This is a genomic window from Streptomyces sp. WAC05292, assembly GCF_003949955.1.
In the GTDB taxonomy this organism is placed as follows: Bacteria; Actinomycetota; Actinomycetes; order Streptomycetales; family Streptomycetaceae; genus Streptomyces; species Streptomyces globosus.
Window position 1 is genome coordinate 19,465 of sequence record NZ_RPSE01000022.1, and the last position, 20,392, is coordinate 39,856.

General features: G+C 74.2%; 14 protein-coding genes and 1 pseudogene. 8 read left to right on the forward strand and 7 right to left on the reverse strand.

Annotated elements, in window-relative coordinates:
- Positions 1-399: 399 nt before the first annotated feature.
- Complete coding sequence (locus EF903_RS04900) at positions 400-1,557, reverse strand: nuclear transport factor 2 family protein (RefSeq protein WP_125541344.1); 1,158 nt, start codon at positions 1,555-1,557, stop codon at positions 400-402.
- A gap of 94 nt (positions 1,558-1,651) precedes the next feature.
- On the opposite strand from EF903_RS04900, the gene EF903_RS04905 reads away from it, so the two are divergent.
- The 3 genes from EF903_RS04905 (at position 1,652) to EF903_RS04915 (ending at position 5,711) form a co-directional block, all read left to right on the forward strand.
- On the forward strand, positions 1,652-2,632 hold the full coding sequence (locus EF903_RS04905) for a LysR family transcriptional regulator (protein ID WP_125541345.1): 981 nt from the start codon (positions 1,652-1,654) through the stop codon (positions 2,630-2,632).
- A gap of 185 nt (positions 2,633-2,817) precedes the next feature.
- Positions 2,818-3,219 (forward strand): hypothetical protein, encoded by a 402-nt coding sequence (locus EF903_RS04910; RefSeq protein WP_260614820.1) that lies wholly within the window; start codon positions 2,818-2,820, stop codon positions 3,217-3,219.
- The gene (locus tag EF903_RS04915; RefSeq protein ID WP_125541347.1) at positions 3,216-5,711 is read left to right on the forward strand and encodes a tetratricopeptide repeat protein; all 2,496 of its coding nucleotides are present in this window, start codon (positions 3,216-3,218) and stop codon (positions 5,709-5,711) included. Before EF903_RS04910 ends, EF903_RS04915 begins: the two co-directional genes overlap by 4 nt.
- A 152-nt stretch (positions 5,712-5,863) precedes the next feature.
- Here the strand turns inward: EF903_RS04915 and EF903_RS04920 are convergent, their stop codons facing one another.
- From EF903_RS04920 to EF903_RS04930, 3 genes are all read right to left on the reverse strand, one after another.
- Positions 5,864-7,900 carry a pectinesterase family protein gene (locus tag EF903_RS04920; protein ID WP_125541348.1) on the reverse strand — a complete coding sequence of 679 codons (2,037 nt, stop codon included), beginning with the start codon at positions 7,898-7,900 and terminating at the stop codon, positions 5,864-5,866.
- A gap of 183 nt (positions 7,901-8,083) precedes the next feature.
- A complete protein-coding gene (locus EF903_RS04925) occupies positions 8,084-8,653 on the reverse strand; it encodes a hypothetical protein (RefSeq protein ID WP_125541349.1) in 570 nt (189 codons plus the stop codon).
- Positions 8,654-9,116: 463 nt separating this feature from the next.
- Positions 9,117-9,698, reverse strand: a complete 582-nt coding sequence (locus tag EF903_RS04930) for a TetR/AcrR family transcriptional regulator (RefSeq protein ID WP_125541350.1) — start codon at positions 9,696-9,698, stop codon at positions 9,117-9,119.
- Between the two features lie 100 nt (positions 9,699-9,798).
- On the opposite strand from EF903_RS04930, the gene EF903_RS04935 reads away from it, so the two are divergent.
- On the forward strand, positions 9,799-10,257 hold the full coding sequence (locus EF903_RS04935; RefSeq protein ID WP_399420132.1) for a VOC family protein: 459 nt from the start codon (positions 9,799-9,801) through the stop codon (positions 10,255-10,257).
- Positions 10,258-10,337: 80 nt separating this feature from the next.
- Positions 10,338-10,571 carry a hypothetical protein gene (locus EF903_RS04940; RefSeq protein WP_125541351.1) on the forward strand — a complete coding sequence of 78 codons (234 nt, stop codon included), beginning with the start codon at positions 10,338-10,340 and terminating at the stop codon, positions 10,569-10,571.
- Positions 10,572-10,712: 141 nt separating this feature from the next.
- On the opposite strand, the gene EF903_RS04945 is transcribed toward EF903_RS04940, so the two are convergent.
- A complete protein-coding gene (locus EF903_RS04945) occupies positions 10,713-12,539 on the reverse strand; it encodes a VWA domain-containing protein (protein WP_185902517.1) in 1,827 nt (608 codons plus the stop codon).
- A 526-nt stretch (positions 12,540-13,065) separates the two neighbouring features.
- Positions 13,066-14,130, reverse strand: a pseudogene (locus tag EF903_RS04950) (serine hydrolase domain-containing protein); the annotation flags it as partial.
- 398 nt (positions 14,131-14,528) lie between these two features.
- Here EF903_RS04950 and EF903_RS04955 point away from each other — a divergent pair.
- From EF903_RS04955 to EF903_RS04965, 3 genes are all read left to right on the forward strand, one after another.
- The gene (locus EF903_RS04955) at positions 14,529-14,747 is read left to right on the forward strand and encodes a hypothetical protein (protein ID WP_125541354.1); all 219 of its coding nucleotides are present in this window, start codon (positions 14,529-14,531) and stop codon (positions 14,745-14,747) included.
- 204 nt (positions 14,748-14,951) lie between these two features.
- Positions 14,952-18,905 carry a hypothetical protein gene (locus tag EF903_RS04960; protein WP_125541355.1) on the forward strand — a complete coding sequence of 1,318 codons (3,954 nt, stop codon included), beginning with the start codon at positions 14,952-14,954 and terminating at the stop codon, positions 18,903-18,905.
- A 169-nt stretch (positions 18,906-19,074) separates the two neighbouring features.
- Complete coding sequence (locus EF903_RS04965) at positions 19,075-19,431, forward strand: SH3 domain-containing protein (protein ID WP_125541356.1); 357 nt, start codon at positions 19,075-19,077, stop codon at positions 19,429-19,431.
- Between the two features lie 67 nt (positions 19,432-19,498).
- Here the strand turns inward: EF903_RS04965 and EF903_RS04970 are convergent, their stop codons facing one another.
- Positions 19,499-20,335, reverse strand: coding sequence for a DUF4436 family protein (locus EF903_RS04970; protein WP_125541359.1), 837 nt, complete (start codon positions 20,333-20,335; stop codon positions 19,499-19,501).
- Positions 20,336-20,392 lie beyond the last annotated feature (57 nt).

Consider the following 20,392-nt stretch of genomic DNA (forward strand, 5'->3'; position numbering starts at 1 on the left):
GGCGTCCTGCGTCGTCGGGGCATCGTCGCGCCTGCCGACCGCACCCGCGCCGGCCACCGGCTGTTTACGCCCCGGACACCGTCGCCCGCCTTGCCCTCGTGCGCACACTGCGGGAACTCGGGCTCGGGCTCGCCGACAGCCCCACGGTCGAGCAGGTCAGAGCAGGGGTGGAGCCGGCCGAACTGTCCCCCGACCCGGATGTCCGCGCCGCCGTGCGGCGCCTGGGCGAAGACTGCGCGGCCGGCCTGCCCGACGAAGCCCCTGCGCCCCCGCGCCCGGACGTGATCGCCGTCGTGCGGGATCTCGTCGGGCCGGCGGTGGCGCGCGGCATCCCCGGTGGGACGCCGGCCCTCGCATCTCCGCCGCACGGACGAGCTGCGGGCGGCGCTTTCCCCGGGGTCATGAGTGCCGGTGGTAGGCCTTGTTGGCGATGCGCCAGCTGTCGCCCGCGCCTACCAGCAGGAAGACGTCGGTGAAGATCGCGCCGCCGTGCCGGAGCGTCACGGTCGCGGTCGCGATGGTGCCGTGGACGTCGACGGCGTCGATCCGGCGAGAGCGGCTCGCTTCGTCCGGGGCCGGGCGGCCGTGGAAGAGAGCGCAGTAGTCGTCCAGAGACCACGAGACGAAAGTGCCGCCCCGGATTCCCTCGATGTGGGCGGTGGGGAGGAACGCGTCGCGGAAGTGGGCGGGCTCGCCGGTGGCATGGCCGCGCATGTAGGCGCGGAGCGGTTCGAGAACCGCCGCCGGCACGGCGGGGGCCGTGGCGGCAACGGCGATGTCCGCCTCGGGGGCGGCAGGGATGCCGGCCAGGCCGGCGGCGCTGCGCAGAGGCGTGTTCGACGCGTCGGCCAGCAGGGTCATGTCCTTGGCCAGCGCTTCGATCGTGAAGTCGGCTGTGCCGACGGGTGCCGTGCCGTCAAGGTACGGGCGCTTGCGGGTCACGAGCCCGCCGAGCTGGCCGAGTTCGAGGACGTCCAGTGCCTGTGCGCGCTGCAGGCCGAGGGCGTCGGCTTGGCGCAGTGAGTCGCGCAGTGCGAGGACGGCGCCGGCGAGGCTGTTGTTGGCGATCAGCTTGAGCGCGGCGGCGGTGGCGGCGCCGTCGACGCGGCGCACGGTGCCGAGCGCTTCCAGAACCGGCCGCGCCCGATCGAGCGCGTCCTGGTCGGCGGCGGCAAGGATCTGCAGGGCGCCCGCGGCAGCGGCCGGCACGGAGCCGAGGACGGGCGCGTGGAGGTAGGACGGGCCGAGCTGCCGGGCCAGATGCGACGCTTCGGCTGGGGCGATGGTGCTGGTGTTCACCACCACCGTGTCCGGCCGCAGCGAGTCGCGGACGTCGGCGAGGACCTGTCGGCAGGCCGGGCCGTCGAACAGCGCCAGGAGCACGAGGCCGGCCTCCGCCACTGCCTCGTTCGGATCGAGGGCCGTCTTGACGGTGCCTGCCGTGCGCCCCGAGCGTGTCCAGCCCACGACGTCCCAGCCCTGGGCGGCGAGTCGGGTCGCGATCGCGCCGCCCATACGCCCGAGACCGAGGACGGCGATCGTGTGCGGTGTGGTCATGCCCCCAGCGTGGTTCACCCGGTGGGCTGCGACAAGCGCATATGTCGCAGGTCGGCCATGCGGGATGGGCATGCCTGCCGGGCATACTGGTGCCATGGAACTGACGGTGTGGCGGACTTTCGTGACCGTGTGCCGACTCGGGTCGCTGTCGGCGGCGGCCGCCGAGCTCAACCACACGCAGTCGGCCGTCTCGCGGCAGATCGCCGGGCTGGAGCGGCAACTCGGCGTGCCCCTGGTGGAACGCCATGCGCGCGGTGTTCGTCCGACGGCTGCCGGCGAGGTGTTCCGGCACCACGCCCTGGCCACGCTCAGCGAGGCCGACCGTGCTGTGCGTGCCGTGCGGGACGTCCGTGACGGGGTGTCCAGTCGGCCGCTGACGGTTGGCGCGACACCGTCCCTGGCCGCAGGGATCGTTCCCGAGGCAGTCCGGAAGCTGCTCGAGCGAGCCGGATCCGTCCGTTGGAGCCTGTTGCCGGGCCTGAGCGCGCAACTGCACCACCGCGTCGTCGCAGGCGACCTCGACGTGGCGGTCGTCACCGATGCACCGCCAGGGCTCCCCCACGACTCGCGGGTCCGACGCCGGTTCCTCGGGCTCGACGAGATGGTCGTCGCCCTGCCCGTCGGCCATCCGATGTGCGGGCGCGGCCCGGTGCGCATGCGGACGCTGGCCGAGGAGTCCTGGGTCGAGGACAACGACGGCTCCGCGACGCTTCTGCGCCAACACGCCGCCCGCGCCGGGGTGACCGCACGTATCGACCTCACCGCGGCCGACCTGGTCGGCAAGCTGGCCCTCGTCGCAACCGGTCACGCGATCGCGCTCGTTCCCGGCGTGCTGAGGGGCGCCCTGCGGACCGGTGTCACCACCGTGGCCCTCCTCGATCCTCCGACCCGCGGCGTCTACGCGCTCACACCCCGCCGCGACCCCCACCCCTGCGCGGCGGCCCTCCTCGACCGGCTCGCCGCCGCCTTCGCCCCGGTCCGTCCTCCCCACGCCCCTGCTCGGCCGGACGAGAAGGAGCCCTGTGCCGCGGCGCCGGCGTCTCACCACGGCGGTGTGGAAACGCCCCGGGGGTGAGGCGCCGCGTCCCGGTGTCCGGGCGCTGCGAAGGAGCGGCGGGCCCGCTGCCCCTCGCACTCCGGGCAGCGGGCGTCCGGAGTTTCCGACGTGATTTCAGGCAAAGGGCTTCAGCCTCCCCGATCCCGCCGGATACCGTTCCTCCAGGGACCTCTGGACACGGGGACGGCATGGATCCGATCGTCATGACGGCAGGGAGCGCGCTGGTGGGCGCGATGGCGACCGACGGCTGGCAGCAGGCCCGGGCCGCCGTCGTGGACTGGTGGCGGAGGCGCCGCCCGGACGCGGCCGAGGCCGTCGGCTCCGAACTGGAGGTGCTGCGCGGCCGGGTGCTGGACGCACGGGCCCGCAGCGACGGCGACACCGAAGGGGCCCTGGCCGGGAGCTGGCGCCTGCGGTTGCAGGAACTGCTCAACGAGGAGCCCTCGCTCGCCGGCGAACTGCAACGGCTGCTGGAGGAGCACCTGGCGCCGGCACTCTCCGCCGACGAGCGGGAGCGCGGCCGATCCGTCGTCATGAGGGCCGAGGCCCACGGCGACTCCCGGGTGTACATGGCCGGACGGGACCAGCACATCACCGGCTCGTGAGCACCGGGGCCGACGACCCGGAGGTCTCCGGAACCCGCCTGGAGGGGCACGCCCGAGACGACTCCCGGGTGTACATGGCCGGACGGGACCTCCACCAGACGATCCACCCCGCCGTCCCGGAGGCGATCACCGCACTGCGCACGCTGCCGCGGGACGTGGCCGCGTTCACCGGGCGGGAGTCCGAGCTGCGCCGACTGCTGCGCACCGCCGCGCCCGGCAGGTCGGTGGTCATCCACACCGTCGACGGCATGCCCGGCGTGGGGAAGACGACTCTGGCCACCCATGCGGCCCACCTGCTCGCCGACCGCTATCCCGACGGACAGTTGTACGTCCGGCTGCACGCCCACACCCTCGGCCGGCGCTCGGCCGACCCCGCCGACGTGCTGGCCGCCCTCCTGACGGGCATCGGCGTCAGGCCGCACCAGCTGCCCGACGGCCTGGAAGCGCGCGCCGCGCTGTGGCGGGACCGTCTTGCGGGGAGGCGTATGGTCATCGTCATGGACGACGCGGAGGACGCCAACCAAGTCGAGCCCCTGCTGCCCGGTTCCGAAGGATGCCTGGCGATCATCACGAGCCGCCGGCGCCTCGCCGCACTGGACGGCGCGGTACCCCTGTCCTTGACCGTCATGCCGCCCGACGACGCGGCCTCGCTGTTCATCCGGCTCACGCACCGGGCCACGCCGCAGACCGGACCCGAGCGGGACGCTGTCGCGGAGGCGGTCCGGCTGTGCGGCTACCTGCCGCTCGCCATCGCCCTGCTCGCCGCGCGGCTCGCCCAGCACCCCGCCTGGAGCATCGCCGAGTACACCGCGGACTTCGCGGCCGCCCAGGACCGGCTCGGCGAACTCGAGGCCGGCGACCGGGCCGTGGCCGCCGCCTTCGACCTCTCCTACCGTGCGCTTCCGGCCGACCGGCAGCGCTTCCTGCGCCGTCTGGGCCTGCACCCCGGGGCCGACATCGACGCGTACGCGGCCGCGGCGCTCGACGGCGTGCCGATCGCCCAGGCCCGACGCCACCTCAGCGCCCTCTACACGCACCATCTCGTCGAGGAGCCAGCCCGCGGCCGCTACCGACTGCACGACCTGATCCGTGAATACGCCCGCTCCCTGGCGGAGCAGGACCCCGCAGAGGACCGGCAGCGGGCCGTCGACCGGCTGTTCGCCTACTACCAGCACACCGCGGAAGCCGCCGACCGGCACTACGCCGACGCCCACAGGCCCGACACCCCCGCCACGGCCGCACCCCCGGCGGCCGCACCGGTCCTGGCCGGCCGCGAGCAGGCGCTGGCCTGGATGCGCACCGAACGCGTCAACCTGCTCTCCTGCACGCAGTACGCCGCCGCGGACGCCCGGCACCCGGACGTCGTCCGCTTCGCACTCGCCGTGAACGTCTTCCTGCGGCTGGAAGGCCCGTGGCACGAGGGCATCTCCCTCCTCGGGGCCGGCATCTCGGCCGCTCGCCGTCTCGGTGACCGGCGGGGCGAAGCCGACGCGCTGTGGAGTCTGGGGTGGATGCACCGCGTGACGGGAGACTATGCCGCCGCCGCGGATCTGGCCGAGCAGGCGCTGTCCCTGTACCGGTCCCTCGGAGAGCGCCTCGGCGAGGCCAACACGCTGCGCGACCTCGGCCGCGTCCGCCGCATGACGGGGGACTGTCCGGCGGCGGCGGACCTCGCGGAACAGGCCCTGGCCCACTATCGGTCGCTGGGGGACCTCCTCGGCGAGGCCAACGCCTTGTGGGACCTGGCGTGGGCGCGGCGGATGACGGGCGAGTACCGGGAGTCGGCCGCACGGGCGGAGCAGGCACTCGCGCTGTACCGCTCCCTCGGCAGCCGCCTCGGCGAGGCGAACACCCTCTGGGACCTGGGCTGGGTCCGGCGTCTGACCGGTGACCTTCCGGCGGCGGTGGACCTGACGGAGAGGGCGCTGGCGCTGTACCGCTCCCTGGGCGACCGGCTCGGGGAGGCCAACGCCCTGTGGAGCCTGGGAGAGTGCGCACGCCTGGCCGGTGACCCTCAGGCAGCGGCCGGACCGGCGGAACGCGCGCTGGAGCTGTACCGCGCCCTGGAGGTCAGGCTGGGCGAGGCCCACGCACTCCGGGACCTGGGCCGGGTCCGGGCCCTGACCGGCGACCTGGAGGCGGCGGCGGAGATGGCCGAGCGGGCGCTGTCGCTGTTCCGGTCGCTGGGCGACCTCCACGGCGAGGCGGAGGTGCTCAACAGCCAGGGGGCGCTCCTTGCACAGACCTCCACCGCCGACGAAGCCCTCGACCGGCACCGGCAGGCCCTTCGGATCGCGCGCCGGGTGAACAGCCCGCTGGAGGAGGCGCGGGCGCTCGAAGGCGCCGCCCGGTGCGCGGCGGCGACCGGCGCGGTGCCGGCCGCTCGTGCGGAGCTCCGGGAGGCCGTGGCCATCTACCGCCGCATCGGCGCCGCGGAGGCGGCCACCGCCGCGGAATACCTGGCATCCCTCGAGGGTGGTCACCCCCGGTAGGGCGCGAGGCCGTACGGCGCGGACGCCTCCGCTCTCACCGCGCACCGTCGCCCTTCCGCCCCGGGGTGGGCGCGACGGGCGGTCGGGGGCCGGTGTCGGGCGCGGGGCCCGGGAGCCACGCGGGGCCGTCGCTCCCGGGCGCCCCTCCCCTGCTACGGGGTCCAGCCCCCCAGCCAGTCCGAGACCTCCTGGGACGCGGCCTCCGCATCGCTCAGGTGCGGCCGGTCGGCGCTCTCGGGGCCGGCACCCGGGCCGACGTTCATGTACTCGGCGAAGCGGTCGTCCCTCCAGGAGAAGCCGCCCATGTCGGTCCAGGGCGCGCGCTTGACAGCGGCGCCGAGGGTGGAGTTGCGGAAGGTGGCCTGCGGGTCGGCGGTCCGGTCGCCGCCCGGGTGCCAGTTCCGGCCGAGATGGAAGGAGGACGCAGCCACGTCGCCGTCGACGACGGAGCGGTTGACGAGGATGCCCTTGCGGCCCGCCGGGGTGCTCGGGGCCGTGATGTACCCGGCGGAGGTGCCGTCCCAGCGCTTCTTGAGGGTGATGACCGACTGGTCGATCACCGCGGTGGCGCGGCCGAAGATGAAGTCGACGTTGCCGACGATGTAGGAGTTCGTGACGTAGACGCGGCCGGGTTTGTCCTTGGCCGCCGTCTCCAGCTCCAGGGTGTCCTGGTCGCCGGTGACGACGAGTCCGTCCAGCACGATCCGGTCCGCGGTGGTGAGCAGGGCGACCGCCTGGTGGCCGTCCACGGACCGGTTGGCGGCCTCGTCGAAGTCGTTGGAGACGGTGAGGTTGCGCAGCCGGGAGTCGTCCGACCGGATGGCGACGGTGGCGCTGCCCGGAGTGCCGTACGTACCCGATCCGTCGGGCTTCCGCAGGCCGGCCGCGTTGCCGTACACGATCACCGTGTCCTTGCGGCTCCGGCCCGAACCCTGGATGGTGACGTGCGGCTTGTCCGCCGGCACGTTCACCGTCTCGCGGTACGTACCCGGCTTGACCGAGATGACCACGCGGGAGGCGTTGCCGGACGGTACGGCGTCCACCGCGGCCTGGACCGTCCTGTACCGGCCGCTGCCGTCCTGGGCCACGGTGAGCGTCCCGGCGGCCGCGGCCGAGGCCGCCGCCCCCAGGGAACTCCTCGGCCCGGAACCGGACTTCACCAGCGCGGGAACCTCGTCGGCGGGGTCCAGGGTGTAGCGGTAGTACGCCTTGGGGTCGAAGGCCTCGCCGCCGCCGCTCTCGTTGCGTCCGCTCGTGCCGGAGAAGACGTTGCCGCGCTGGACGAGGACGGCGGTGGAGTCCCTGATCACCGGATTGGCCACGCCCTGGAAGTAGGAGTTCTCCAGCAGCATCCGCGTCCTGCCGCGCGCGTAGTTGCCGTAGGCGGACGTGACGGCGGTGCCCGGGGTGTCTTCCACGAGGTTGTTGTACAGGTGCGCGTGGGCGGCGTTGTCGGTGGACGGGTTGCGCTGCTCCGTCTCGCGGATCCAGTTGTGGTGGACCGTGATGTCGGTGACGACGTTGTCGGTCCAGCCGATGCCGAACGCCTTGTCGGCGTTGCTCAGCCTGTTCCACGACACCGTCACGAAGGTGCTGTCCTTGCGGACGTCGATCAGTCCGTCGGCCGTGTGCCGCAGGTCGTTGTGGTCGATCCACACGTGGTGGGCGCCATCCATCTGGATGGCGTCGAAGTCGTGCTCCTTGTCGTTCCACACGCCCTGGTAGGAGTCCCTGATCGTCAGGTTCCGGATGATCACGTTGTGGACGCCCCGGCCGAGGAAGAAGCCGCCGCCGACGATGTGGCCCAGGGTGCCGGAGCCGATGATCGTCTTGTGCGAGGCGACCTTGATCTCCTTGCCGACGGGATCCATGTCGATCGTGCCGGCCACGACGATGACGTAGGGCTCCGGGGCCGTGGCGTACTTCTCGAGGTCGGCCGGCGACTTGACGGTGACGGTTCTGCCACCCCTGCCTCCGTATGTACCGTTCTGTCCCAGCGCGTGGACCGAGGCGAACCCGTCGGCGGCGGCAGTCGCCCAGGCGGGGGGCTCCGCGGCCGCGGCCTTGCCGCCCAGGCCGAACGCCGGCCCGTAGGCCACCGCCGCGGATGCGGCCAGGGCCAGCGGGACCCCCAGGGCCAGGATCTTTCGCGGTCTGCGATGACGGGGCGCACGGCGGATCGAACTCATTGGCGGTTCCGTTCCGTTGACAGGGGGACTGGTCGACGGGGGGTTGCCGCCGAGGCCGGAAGGGTTGCCGCCGAGCAGAGGCGCTGCAGCAGACGCTGCAGCGCCTCGAAGGAAACGCGCCGGGCTCTGTGCCCCGTGCAGTCGAGCGGTCGCTGCGGCACGGGACGGCGAGGGCGGGTGCTGCTAGTCGGCAGCCTCGGCGCAGGTCACCTTCGCGAACTTCGAGGTGACGGTGTACGTGTCGTTGGGGACGCCGGTGAACTCGAAGAACCCGTCCTCGATGGTCTGGGTGGTGTTCACGACGGTGCCGGAGGAGTTCTTCAACGTGACCGTCTCCGCCACCGGGAATCCCCTGCCGGACACGCCGTAGGTGGTTCCCGGGCCCTTGGTCACGGTGCACTTGATCGCGGCCTCCTCGTCCGACACCCACTTCGGGCAGACCGCCCTGGCCCGGCGTCCGGCGGCGCTGTAGGTGTCGTTCGGCAGCCCGGTGACCTCGAAGAAACCGCCTGCGATGGCTGTGGTCGTGCGCACCGTGGTGCCGCGGGAGTTCTTCACGGTGACGCGCTCGCCGGGCCTGAACCCTTCGCCCGACACCCCGAAGGTGTCGTTGGGGCCTTCCGAGAGGGAGCAGGTGGCACTGGGTACGGCTCGTTCCGCGGCGTCGGCGGTCGCTGCGGTGATCGCGGTCCACCCGCTGAACGCCACGGCAGCCGCGACCGCGGTGGGCAGGGTCTTCCTTCGCATGCGCATGAGATGTCACTTCCCTCGGCTCAAGGCAGTCGCTTCGCTCGACGAGGGCCCCGCCCGCGCACGTCTCCCGTGGTACGCGGAGAGCGCCGGTGGGCAACGCGGGCGCATTCGACCGCGGCGCAGTGAAGCGGGGTTGCCGCGGCGGCGGGTGGAGGTCTGTGGCATTCACACCCGTGGGGCGGCGGCCTCCACACGCTCTCCACTATTCCACTGGGCGGGGCGGGGCGCATGTGCGCGCGACCGGCCTCCGCGGCGGCGGCACCCTCGGCCTCATGTGAGGTGCAAGGGCCATGCCGCGTATCCCAGTTCGCGCATTGACCGAGCGGGGCGCCTCCGGAACCTTGCCGGAGCCGAACCGGAGCCGCGCCGCGCCCTCGGCTCACCGGTCCGGGTCGAGGGCGGTCACGGGCTTCGGGCCCGCAGCGTCGGCCTCGGCGTCGGGCCGGAACGCCTTGCTTCGCAGTCAGGCTGCCTGGCGCAGGCCTGCCAGGAGGCGGTCGAGTGCCCGCTCGGCTGCCTGGGCGTTCCCGCCCTGCGCGATCCAGAGTGCGGCCTCGTTCAACGCCCCGGAGAGGAGCCGGGTCAGGGGCTCGACCGGCTGGTCGGCGATGACGCCGGCGGAGGCGAGGGCCGTCAGGGCTTCCGCCAGGTGGCGGGCGGAGGCCTCCTCGTCCATGGCCCGCCACTCGTCCCAGCCGAGGACGGTGGGCGCGTCCAGCAGGAGGATCTGCCGTACCGCCGGGTCGGTGCCCGCGGACAGGAAGGCCCGGCAGCCGGCCCGGAGCTGTGCCCAGAGGTCCTCGTACGGTTCGGCGGCGCGCGCGACCCGCTCGCCCAGCTCCTGCTGCACCTCGCTCACGACGGCCCGGAAAAGCCCGGCTTTGCTGTCGAAGTGGTGGTATGCGGCCCCCTTGGTGACGCCTGCGGCCCGCGCCACTTCGGCGAGTACGACGTGGTGGTAGCCGTCGGCGGCGAACTGCCGACGCCCTTCCTCCAGCAGCGCGCGCCGCGTGGCCGCACGCTGTTCCGCCCGGCTGACCGCCATCGCCCGACACCGCCCTTCCCATTTCACATACCGAGGGTATGCTAGCGACAGATTCACATACCCGGGGTATGCGAAATTGGAGAGGGAAGGACCCACTGCCATGACGGACACGACGGATGAACACACCACCATGCCCGAGGCCAGACTGGGCGGCTTCTACCCGGTGCTCGCCACCCGGGACGTGGCGGCTGCCCGCGACTTCTACACGCGCCACTTCGGGTTCGAGGTGACCTTCGCGGCGGACTGGTACGTCAGCCTGCGCCGCCCCGACGCACCGCAGTACGAGCTCGCCCTCCTCGACCACACCCACCCGACCGTCCCGGATGGCCACCGGGTCGCCCTCCAGGGCGGCTTGCTGCTGAACTTCGAGGTGGACGACGTCGACTCCGAGTACCGGCGGCTCGTGGCCGAGGCCGGCCTGCCGGAACTGCTGCCGCTGCGCACCGAGGACTTCGGCCAGCGCCACTTCATCACCGCCGGCCCGGACGGTGTGCTGATCGACGTCATCACCGTCGTGCCGCCCAGCGGGCAGTACGCCGCGCAGTACACCGGCCCTTGACAGTCGGGCCGGGGATACCGCTCGCCGTGCTCCCGGCTTCTGGTCAGGCATCATCGGCGGAGCATGGAACGCCTGCACGGGTGAGCAGCACGGCTGGCTGCACGGGACCCGCAGGCCGGATCCTGCTCCGCTTCGCCGCACTCCTGCAAGGCAGACTGGCGCGCCACCCCTTCCGGCCGGATGTGGCGCTGCGCAACGCCTCGATGCGGGCGGCGCACAGGTGCGGGGTGTCCAAGACCGACCTGGTACGGGCCACGGGACTGACGGGTCAGACCGTCGCCAAGGCCCTGGCCGGCAAACGGACGGCCGAGTAGCCGACCCCGCGAAGCCCGAGCAGCGCCGCCTCTGCTCGGGCTCGTCGGGCTGGGGCTCGTCCTCTCGCTGCGGCTTGGGGCGAGCTCACGCGGTTGCGGTGGGTGGTGGCGCGAGGTCCCGCCGGCGGGGCCTCGGCCGGGTCAGGTTGTCCTGCGGCGCTTCACGGCGTAGAAGGTGGCGCCGGCGAGGATGAGGGCCGCGGCGCCGATGGCGGCCGGCAGGGCGAGCTTGGCGATGAGCGAGTCGCCGTCTGCCGGGGCGGCCGGCCGGCTGTCCCGGGGGCCTGCCGCGGCCGGGGCGGGGTCCGGGGCGGCGGTGTCGCCGAAGTGGAACACCGGGCCGGTGTCGGCGCTCGGTGTGCCGGAGACCTCCACGGTCAGCGACATCGGGACGACGATGCCCCTGGCCTCCTTCTCGGGCTCGGCCACCTGCGCCTGGATGTAGTACGTGCCGGGTACGTCGTAGCCCTTGGCGTCGGAGCTGCCGGCGCCCTCAGCGGTGATCTGCCACGGGCCGCAGACCCGCTCGATGCGGCCGGTCCTGCCGGCGAGGAGCTCGGTCGCGCCGGCCTTCCTGCTGCACTCCGCCGCCTCGCGCTTGGCGTTGTAGACGGTGAGGCCCCACCCGGTGGTTGCGGATGCCGGGAAGTCGCCGGGGATGTCCACGCCGGCCTTGACCGTCAGCTTCTGGCCGGCCTTCAGCTCCACGCGCCAGAAGGGGGCTTCGCCGACCGCGATGGACTGGCGGTGCGTGCCCGGTCCGATCGGGGTGGCGCTGTTGAAGGAGAACCCGCCCTCGGCGTCCGCCCCGGTGCGGGGCTGCGGGGTGCGCGCGCCGGCCTCCCGGGTGGACTTGTCGGCGATGCCGATGAGGAGTTCGACCTGCATCGGCTTGTCGCCGGCCTTGGTCACGCTGTTCTCGATCACGATGCAGCCGGTGTCGTCCGGGGCGGGCTTGTCCTCGCCCGCGCCGGGCTTGCTGCGGCCGCCGGTGGTGATGATGTCGGCCCATCCCATCGACTGGTCGAACTCGCGCAGCCACTCGCGGGGCTTGCCGCCCTGCCCCGGGGGGCCGGCAGCGACGGTGATGATGGAGCCGCGGTCGTATCCGCCCTCGGCGACGGCGGTGGCGCTCACCTGGAGCTGCTGGTCCGGGCGCTTCTTCACCTTGTAGTAGAGGTCGCGTCCCCCGGTGAACCTGTCCAGGTATTGGCCGGGCGCGACCAGCGGGGCGTCCTGGCAGCCGCCCAGCGAGCCCTCGACGGGCTTTCCGGTGGCCTGGTAGGTGCGCCATTCCTTGCGGAAGAGGGTGGACAGGTTGGCGGTGAGCGAGTCGGCGTCGCCGGCGTCCGCGTACGACCCGCCGGTCACGTCGGCTATGCACTTGAGTTGCGAACGCGCCGAGGAGGGGGTGCGGAAGCCGATCACGTCCACGGCGAGGTCGACGCCTTGCGCCTTGAGTTCGCGGGCCACGTCGCACGGGGGAGGCGGCGCGCAGGTGTCCTCGCCGTCCGAGACGAGGACGATGCGGCGCTCGCCGCTCGGCCCGAGGTCCATGGCTGCCTCGCGGAGGGAGACGCCGATCGGGGTGAAGCCGGCGGCCTTGAAGCCGGCCACCTGATTCCTGGCGTCGGCACGGGCGGTCTTGTCCATCCGGGTGATGGGCAGGACCTGCCGGGTGTCGGCGCAGCCCTGCTTCCTGTCCTGGCCGGGGTAGGTGGCGCCGTAGACGCGCAGGCCCAGGGGGGCCTTTTCCGGGGCGGTGTCGATGATCCGGGTGACCGCCTGCTTGGCGGCGGCGAGGCGGGTCTGGCCTCCGGCGTCGTTCTCGTTCATCGAGCCGGACAGGTCGAGGACCAGCTCGATCCGGGCGGGGGCCGAAGCGTCGGGCGGCGGGGCGGCGTTTGCGGTCGCCGACGGCGCGAGGAGCGCGGCGCCGAGTATCAGTGCGGGGACAGGGGCGAGCACGCGTCGGCGTGGTCTCGAAGGCATGAAGGTGGTCTCCAGGTGGTTGTCATTCGGAGAGTCGCGGACGGGCGGGTGGTGCGGAACTCGATCGCATGGACGATAAGCACATGCGAATGGTTCCAAGGTCCGCCGGACGACACCCACTTGGGTTTCAGGCAGCTTGCAGGGCGATTGATGTCGATTGCAGCCGTTGGTGCTGCTTCTTGACCAGCTGAGGCAGGGGCTCGCGCGCGCATGCACGCGCGATCAGGCTGTCGGCCCGTTGATCGGTTGGCCGGAGCCGTGCCCGCGCTTGCTGATTACTGGTGCGAAGCACCGGCGGAGGACTGCCCTGTCGCGGAACGCCTCTCGCGGGCTCGGGACGAGGGCGGTGAGGCGCCGCTTCCGGGCGTCGCAGGCCCACCCCGTCGGCCGCGCGCTCGCGGCCTTCCGGCACCCGGACCCGTACGGCTGAGCCGCAGAAGCCGCGGGTGGTGCTCCCCCGCCCCTGCTGGGGAGCACCACGTCGTACGGCCGCTGCCCGTCGTCAGCGGTTTTCGCGGATGTCGGCTTCGGCGCGCGGGGCGGTGAAGTCGTGCTGCGCGGCGGACGGCGCCGCCGACCGTGCGGCCGGGCCCGCCGGGGCGGGCTTCTTGCCGCAGAAGGCCGCCTCCAGGGTGCCGCCGAGGGCGGTGTTCGCGGCGCCGCGGTTGGAGGTGTTCGCCATCGCGCTGAGGCTGCGGCTGCCGTCGCGGGTGGTGAACGCGTAGGTGTAGAAGCCCTGCACGGTGCCGGTGTGCCCGTACACGGAGGTGCCGCAGGTGAGGTCGTAGCGGCGCAGGCCCAGGCCGTAGAAGCGGGTGTTCGTGGCGTCGGTCGGGGTCATGGTGATCATGGCGTCCAGCATGTCCGCCCGCAGCAGGCGGCCGCCGAGCAGGGCGGACATGAAGGTGGAGAGGTCTGCCTCGTTCGAGATCATCGCGCCGGCGGACTGGGCCCAGGAGACGGTCTGCTCGGTCGAGTCGACGAGGGGTGCGCCCTCCTCGTCGGGGTGCAGGTAGCCGCGGGCGTGGCGGCCCTTGATGGCCGTCGACGGGTGGACGTAGGAGGTGTTCTTGAGCTTCAGGGGCTTGATGATGCGCTGCTCGTACGCCTTGGCGACGGGCTTGCCGGTCAGCTTCTCGATGAGCATGCCGACCACGACGAAGTTGGTGTTCGAGTAGCGGTACGCCGCGCCGGGCTCGGTCGTCCGGGGCTCGCTCAGCGAGAGGTCGACGAGCTCCTGGTAGGTGAAGACGCGGTTGCGGACGGACTCGAAGCCGGGGACGGTCTTCTCGAACATCGCGTTCGTGTAGTCCGACAGCCCGCTGCGGTGGCTGAGGAGATGGCGCACCGTGATCCGGTCGTCGGGCAGCACGCCGGGGAGGTGGGCGGTGACCGGGTCGTCCAGGCCCACCTTGCCCTCGGAGACGAGCTGGAGCAGGACGACGGTGGAGAACGTCTTGGTGACGCTGCCGATGCGGAAGCGGGAGGCGGGATCCATGGCGGCGCCCGTGGTCCGGTCCTGGACTCCCTCGGTGCGGTGCCGGACGCCGCCGGGCGCCATGGCCCGCTACACCGGCCCCGGCGGCGGACACCGGGGTCACCGTCATGGCGGCGGCGAGTGCGGCGGCACCGAGGGTGAGGCGTCGGTCGATGGTCAGGCGCACGGTTCTCCTCAACTGGTCGTCAAAGGGGGCCGGTTCGCAGGTGGACCGGCCCCGGACGCCGAGCCTACTCAAGATCGACAAAAGGTGCGGCATCCGGCCCCGGCGCCGACCGCCGCCACGCCGGACGGGCAGGAGCGGGCGCCCCCGGCGGCGGCGTGTGCGGCTGGTCGCCCTCCGTGACCGGGCAGGGGTGGCCCCTCCCCCGGGGTCACCCACATGGCGTAGCCGCGCGCGCTCCCGGCCGCGGCGTGCAGTCACGCTGGGAATGACCCGAACGGGTTAATCCCGAGAGGAGCAAGCCATGCGCGTTCGACGACTGCTCGGACTTGGCCTCGCCTCGCTGGCGCTGGCCGGGATGGGCGTCACCGTCTCCCACGCGGCCTCCGCCGCCGCGCCCCAGGTGTCCTGGGGCGACTGCAAGTACGGCGGCGGCGCGCCCGTGAAGCACAGCAGCGGCTACTGGTACTGCCAAGGCGGCACGTACGACGGCCAGCGCATCTACGGCAGCACCGGCTACTGACACACCAGGGACGCCCCCGGACCGCCGGCTCGCCGCCGGCGGTCCGGGGCCGTGCTCCGGGCCGGTGTGCGCAGGAACGCTCGCCGGCGCGCCCGGGGTGTACGGAAAAGAGACCGGTTCGCGGGGAGCGCGGGGCGGCGCTGCGGCAGGGCGTGCAGGATGCCTGCGCATGTGTCCCACCGACACCGTATCCGCGGAGGCGCGATGGACCGTTCGCCACAGCCGTTACCCCCGCCCGAGGCTCCGGCCGCAGGGCCTCCCGCGCCGCGGGAGGAGTTCGCCGCCTGCCTGACCCGTCTGCGGGAGGAGGCCGGCCTGACGGTGCGGGTGCTCGCCGCCCGGGTGGAGTCGCCCGGCGCGCACACCACGATCGGCGGCTGGCTGGCCGGGCAGAGCCTGCCGTCGCTGGGTTCGCTGCCGCTGTTCCGGCGGGTGCTGGAGGAGCTCGGCGTCAAGGATCCCGCCGATGTCGACCGCTGGCTGGAGCGGCTGGCCGACCTGCGCCGGTCCCGCACCCCGCGGGCGGCCCGGGGCGTCGTCCCGTACCGGGGGCTCGCCCGGTTCGAGGAGCACCACGCGGACTGGTTCTTCGGACGGGACCGGCTGCGCGACGCGGTCGTGGAGCGGCTCCTCGCCGACGGGACGGACATGCCGCACCTCCTGGTCGGCGCCTCCGGTTCGGGCAAGTCGTCGCTGCTGCGGGCCGGGGTGCTGCCCGTGCTGCGGGCCGCGCACGGGTTCGTGCCCTGCCTGCCGGCCCCGGGGCGGGCTCCCGCGTCGGAGCTGGTCCGGGCCGTACACGCCCTGACGGGCGGAGCGGAAGCGGTGCCCGAGGACGGGGACGGGCTCGCCGGCCGCCTGCGGGACTGGGCGGAACGCCGGGACGTCCGGGTGCTGGTGGCCGTGGACCAGTTCGAGGAAATCTTCACGGTCTGCCGGGATTCCGCCGAGCGGGAGCGGTTCCTGGCCTTCCTGGCCGCGCTCCCCTCCCCCCGCGTCCACGTCCTGGGCGCGCTGCGCGCCGACTTCTACGCGCAGGCCCTCCAGGAGCCGGCCCTCGCGGCCGTCCTGCAGCGCGGCCAGATCGTCGTCGGGGCGCTCACCACCGACGAGATCCGCAGCGCGGTGCACGGGCCCGCCGCCAGAGCCGGGCTCGCCGTGGACGAGGGCTTCGCGGACCTGCTCGTCTCCGACCTGCGGGACTCGGGCGCGGGAGGGCTGCCGCTGCTCTCGCACGCCCTGCTGTCCACCTGGGAGCGGGGCCGCGGCAGTGTCCTGACCATCGCCGACTACCGGGCGGGCGGCGGGATGTCGGCCGCGGTCTCGGCGAGCGCGGAGGAGGCGTACGCCGCGCTCAGCGAGAGCCGACGCGCCCTGGCCAGAACCCTGTTCCTGCGCATGGTGACGGTCGGGGACGGGGTCCCCGACACCCGCCGGGTGCTGCCGCTGCCCGGCTCCTCCTCCCCCGCGGACGAGTGGTGCGGTGCGCGTGCCGAGGAGGTGTACGAGGTGCTGGAGTGCTTCGTCGACCGGCGGCTGCTCGGGCTGGACCGCGACGGCGCCCGGATCACGCACGAGGCGCTCCTGACGGCCTGGCCCCGCCTGCACGGCTGGATCGAGGCCGACCGCGCCGGGCACCTGGTGTGGCAGGACCTGGCCCGGGACGCGGAGCGCTGGCGGTCGGCGGACCGGGAGCCCTCGCTGCTGTACCGCGGTACCCGGCTCGCGCTGGCCGCCCGGTGGGCCGATCAGGGCGGCCACGCACAGGAACTGACCGCCACGGAGGGCGAGTTCCTGGCGGCGAGCCGGTCCGCGGAGGAGCAGCGGGCCCGCCGGGAGCGGCAGCACGCCCGGCGGCTGCGGCAGCTGCTGGTGCTGCTGACGGTCCTGGCGGCCCTCGCGGGCTGCCTGGCCGCGGTGGCGCTGGTGCAGCGGCGCGATGCCGAGCAGCAGCGCAGGACGGCCCTGTCCCGGCTGGTGGCGGCCCGCTCGGAGCGGCTGCGGGGCAGCGATGTCGCGCTGGCCGCGCAGTTGAGCCTGGTGGCGTACCGGACCGCCCCGACGGCGGAGGCGCGGGCGGCGCTGGCGGACGCCTCGGCGACCCCCTCGGTGACCCGGCTGCTGGCGTTCCGCGGTGTGGTGCAGGCGGTGGCGCTCAGCCCGGACGGGCGGACGCTCGCGGCGGCGGGCCTGGACCGCACGGTCGCGCTGTGGGATCTGCGGGACGTGGCACGGCCGCGGCGCCTGGACGTGCCGTCGCCGCCGTTCGCGGACACCGTGTACGCGCTGGCGTTCAGCCCGGACGGCGGGCGGCTCGCGGCGGGCGCGGGCGACGGGACCGTACGGGTGTGGGAGCCGGGCCGGGGCGCCGCGGCGGCGGGGGCGGTGCTTCCCGGGCCCTCGTCGGCCGTGTACGGGCTGGCGTTCACCCCGGACGGGGCCCGGCTGGCCGCCGGTTCCGCCGACGGCGGCGTGTACGTGTGGGAGCGCTCCGGGGGCGCCCGCCCGGCCGGGTCGCCCCCCGGCGCGGGTCCGGGTGCCGGCGGCTTCGGGCCGGCCGTCCGGCTCGGCGGGTCCGACCGGCCCGTCCACTCGGTCGCCTTCCGGCCCGGCGGCCCCGCCGTGCTCGCGGCCGGCGGTGCGGACGGGGCGGTCCGGCTGTGGGACGCCTCCGGCAGCGGCGGGCCGGTGCCCTTCGCGGAGCCGCTCGCCGGGGCCGCGGGGCCGGTGCTCGGGCTGGCGTTCAGTCCGGACGGGCGCCGGCTCGCGGCCGGCAGCCAGGACCGGTCCACCCGGCTGTGGACGGTCCCGGACCCCGGGGCCGGCGCACCGCCCGCCCCGGACGTCATCGCCGGCGCCCCCGCGGCCGCGGACGGCCCCGCCAGCTACGTGAACACGGTCGCGCACAGCGCCGACGGGCGGTGGCTGGCCACGGGCAGCGCCGACAACCAGGTGCGCCTGTACGACGCCGCCGCCCGCACCCCGCTCGGCGTGTTCCCGCACCCGGGCCCGGTGACCTCGCTGGCGTTCCTGACCGACGGCCAGGGCATGGTCAGCGGCGCCGCGGACGGCACGGTGCGGATCTGGCGGCTTCCCGCGCGCCCCCTGCACGGCGTGCAGGGCACGGTCAACTCCGTCGCGTACAGCCCCGACGGGGGACTGCTCGCGGTGGCGGGCCGCGAGGTGCACCTGTGGGACGTCCGCGACCCGCGGCTCCCCCGCCCGGTGGGCCGGCCCCTCCCCCATCCGACGGGCTACTCGGGCACGCTGTCCTTCACCCCGGACGGCCGCACACTGGCCGTGGGCGGCCGCGACGGCAGGGTGCAGCTGTGGGACACGAGCCGTCCCGAGCAGGCCGCCCCGCGCGGCGAGCCGCTCGCCGGCGGCACCGGAACCATCCAGTCCGCGGTGTTCTCGCCGGACGGCGGAACCCTGGCCGTGGGCAGCGAGGGACGTACCGTCCGGCTGTGGGACACCCGGGACCCGGACCGGCCCCGGCAGGCGGGCGAGCTGACCGAGCCGACGAACTTCGTGTACGCGGTGGCGTTCAGCCCGGACGGGCGGCGGCTGGCCGCAGGCACCGTCGACAAGCAGGTGCTGCTGTGGCGGCTGCCGGAGGGAGGCGGGGCTCCGCGCGCCGAGGCCGTGCTCAAGGGTCCGGGGAGCTACGTGATGTCGGTGGCGTTCAGTCCGGACGGGCGGACGCTCGCCGCCGGGACCGGCGACCGGGACGTGTGGCTGTGGAGGTTCGACGGCGCGGCGGGCGGCGGGCGTCCGGTGAGCGCCGGCCCGCCGCTGACCGGCCCCGCCAGCTACGTGTACGCGCTCGCGTTCGCCCCGGACGGCGCGACGCTGGCCGCGGCGAGCACCGACGGCACCGTCTGGCTGTGGGACACCACCGGCGCCGGGCGTGCCGGGGCGCGGCCGCCGCGGGCGCGGGCCGTGCTGAGCGGACTCGGCGGCAAGGGGTACACCGTCGCGTACAGCCCGGACGGGCGCTCGCTGGCGGCCGGCGGCTCGGCCGCGGCGGCCGTGGTGTGGAGCACGGGCGCGGAGGACGCCGCCCGGCACGTCTGCGAGCGGGCCGGCTCGCCGATCACCCGGGCCGAGTGGGCGTCGCTGCTGCCCGGTCTGCCGTACGCGCCGCCCTGCCCCTGACGCCCGCGGACTGTACGGAGTTGTACGGAGCGGCGTCCGGACCCGTCCGGCCTGCGGCGGAGCCCTTCCGCCGGGCCGGTCCGACCGGGCTTGCTGGTGGGGCGCCGCCGGGTCGCCGAGCAGGGCCCGGGCGGCGCCACCGACCTCCACGACGCGAAGGAGCACCACCATGCGACGCTTCACCGACAGCCTGCGGAACCGGGCGGCGCTCGCGGCGGCCGCCGCGGGCCTGGCCCTGACCGGCGTCCTCGCCGGGGGCGGCGCGGCCGAGGCCGCCGGCAGCTACATCTGGTCCAACAGCGGCGGGGCGAACGTCCGCTCCTGCGCCAACACCGGCTGCAGCTCGTACGGCTACCTCGGCAACGGCACCGGGGTCACCATGAAGTGCTGGCTGGACAGCCAGTGGGTGTACCCGCCGAGCTCGAACTACGCCTCGAACCGGTGGTTCCGGGTCGCCAGCCCGGTGGGCACCGGCTACGTGCACTCGTCGCTGGTCGCCGCCCAGACGTCCGTGCCGCACTGCTGACCTGCGGGCGGGTTGCGCAGGGCCGCCGCGGGGGCCGCTTCGGGACGACCGGAGCGGCCCCTGCGGGCTACCCGGGCGGGGTGTCGTCGCGGAGGGCGGCGCGGACGCCGGTGACGACCACGGTGATCAGGCAGAGGGCGATGACGGTCTCGGCCCACAGGAACGCGAACCAGTCCAGCACGCAGCCGATCGGCGGGGTGCCGGGGGCGGTGTTGCGGAACGCGGCCAGCGCGAACAGGGTGGCGGCCACCCAGGCGAGCGCCGGCCAGACGAGGCCTTGGTTGCGGGTCGTCAGGTACCAGGTGCCGAGGAGCACGGACGCCGCCAGGGCCCACATCACGGCCATCATGAACACCGCGAAGACCAGCAGGCTGCCGGAGCGGGACAGCGCCAGCGCCATCGCGGCGCCCTCCTGCCCGGAGGGGGCCGGGCGGGCGGTCATCGAGAAGAGCGTGTCGTTGTCGGCGACGAGCAGGCGCACCGGCACCTCCTTGCCGCCCATGTGGGCCCGGAAGGCGACGCCGGTGCGGTAGGTGTCGAACGGGTAGTCGCCGACCGACCCGCCCGCGAGCGCGACCTGCACGTCCTTGCTCGCGATCCGTTCGTGCGCCGCGAACTCGAAGTCGCCGAGGGTCGCCCCGGAGGTCTGGAGTTCGAGGTCGGCCGCGGGGGCGGTCCCCTCCGCCTCGCCGAGCGCCCCGCGCGGGGTCACCCAGACGCGCAGCACCAGCTCCCTCGCCACGGCGTCGACGCGCTGGACGACGGCCTCCACGTCCACCCGGTCGGGGGCACGGGATCCGTCGGTGTACACCGTGTCGCCCGCCTGCCGCTCGCTGAACTGCAGCCACGAGCCGACGCCCACCGCCGCGACGATCAGCAGCGCGAGGGGGAGGAGGACGGGCAGGAGCGACGCTCCGGAGCGGCGCTCCTGCCCGTCCTCCTCCCCCTCGCGCTGCTGATC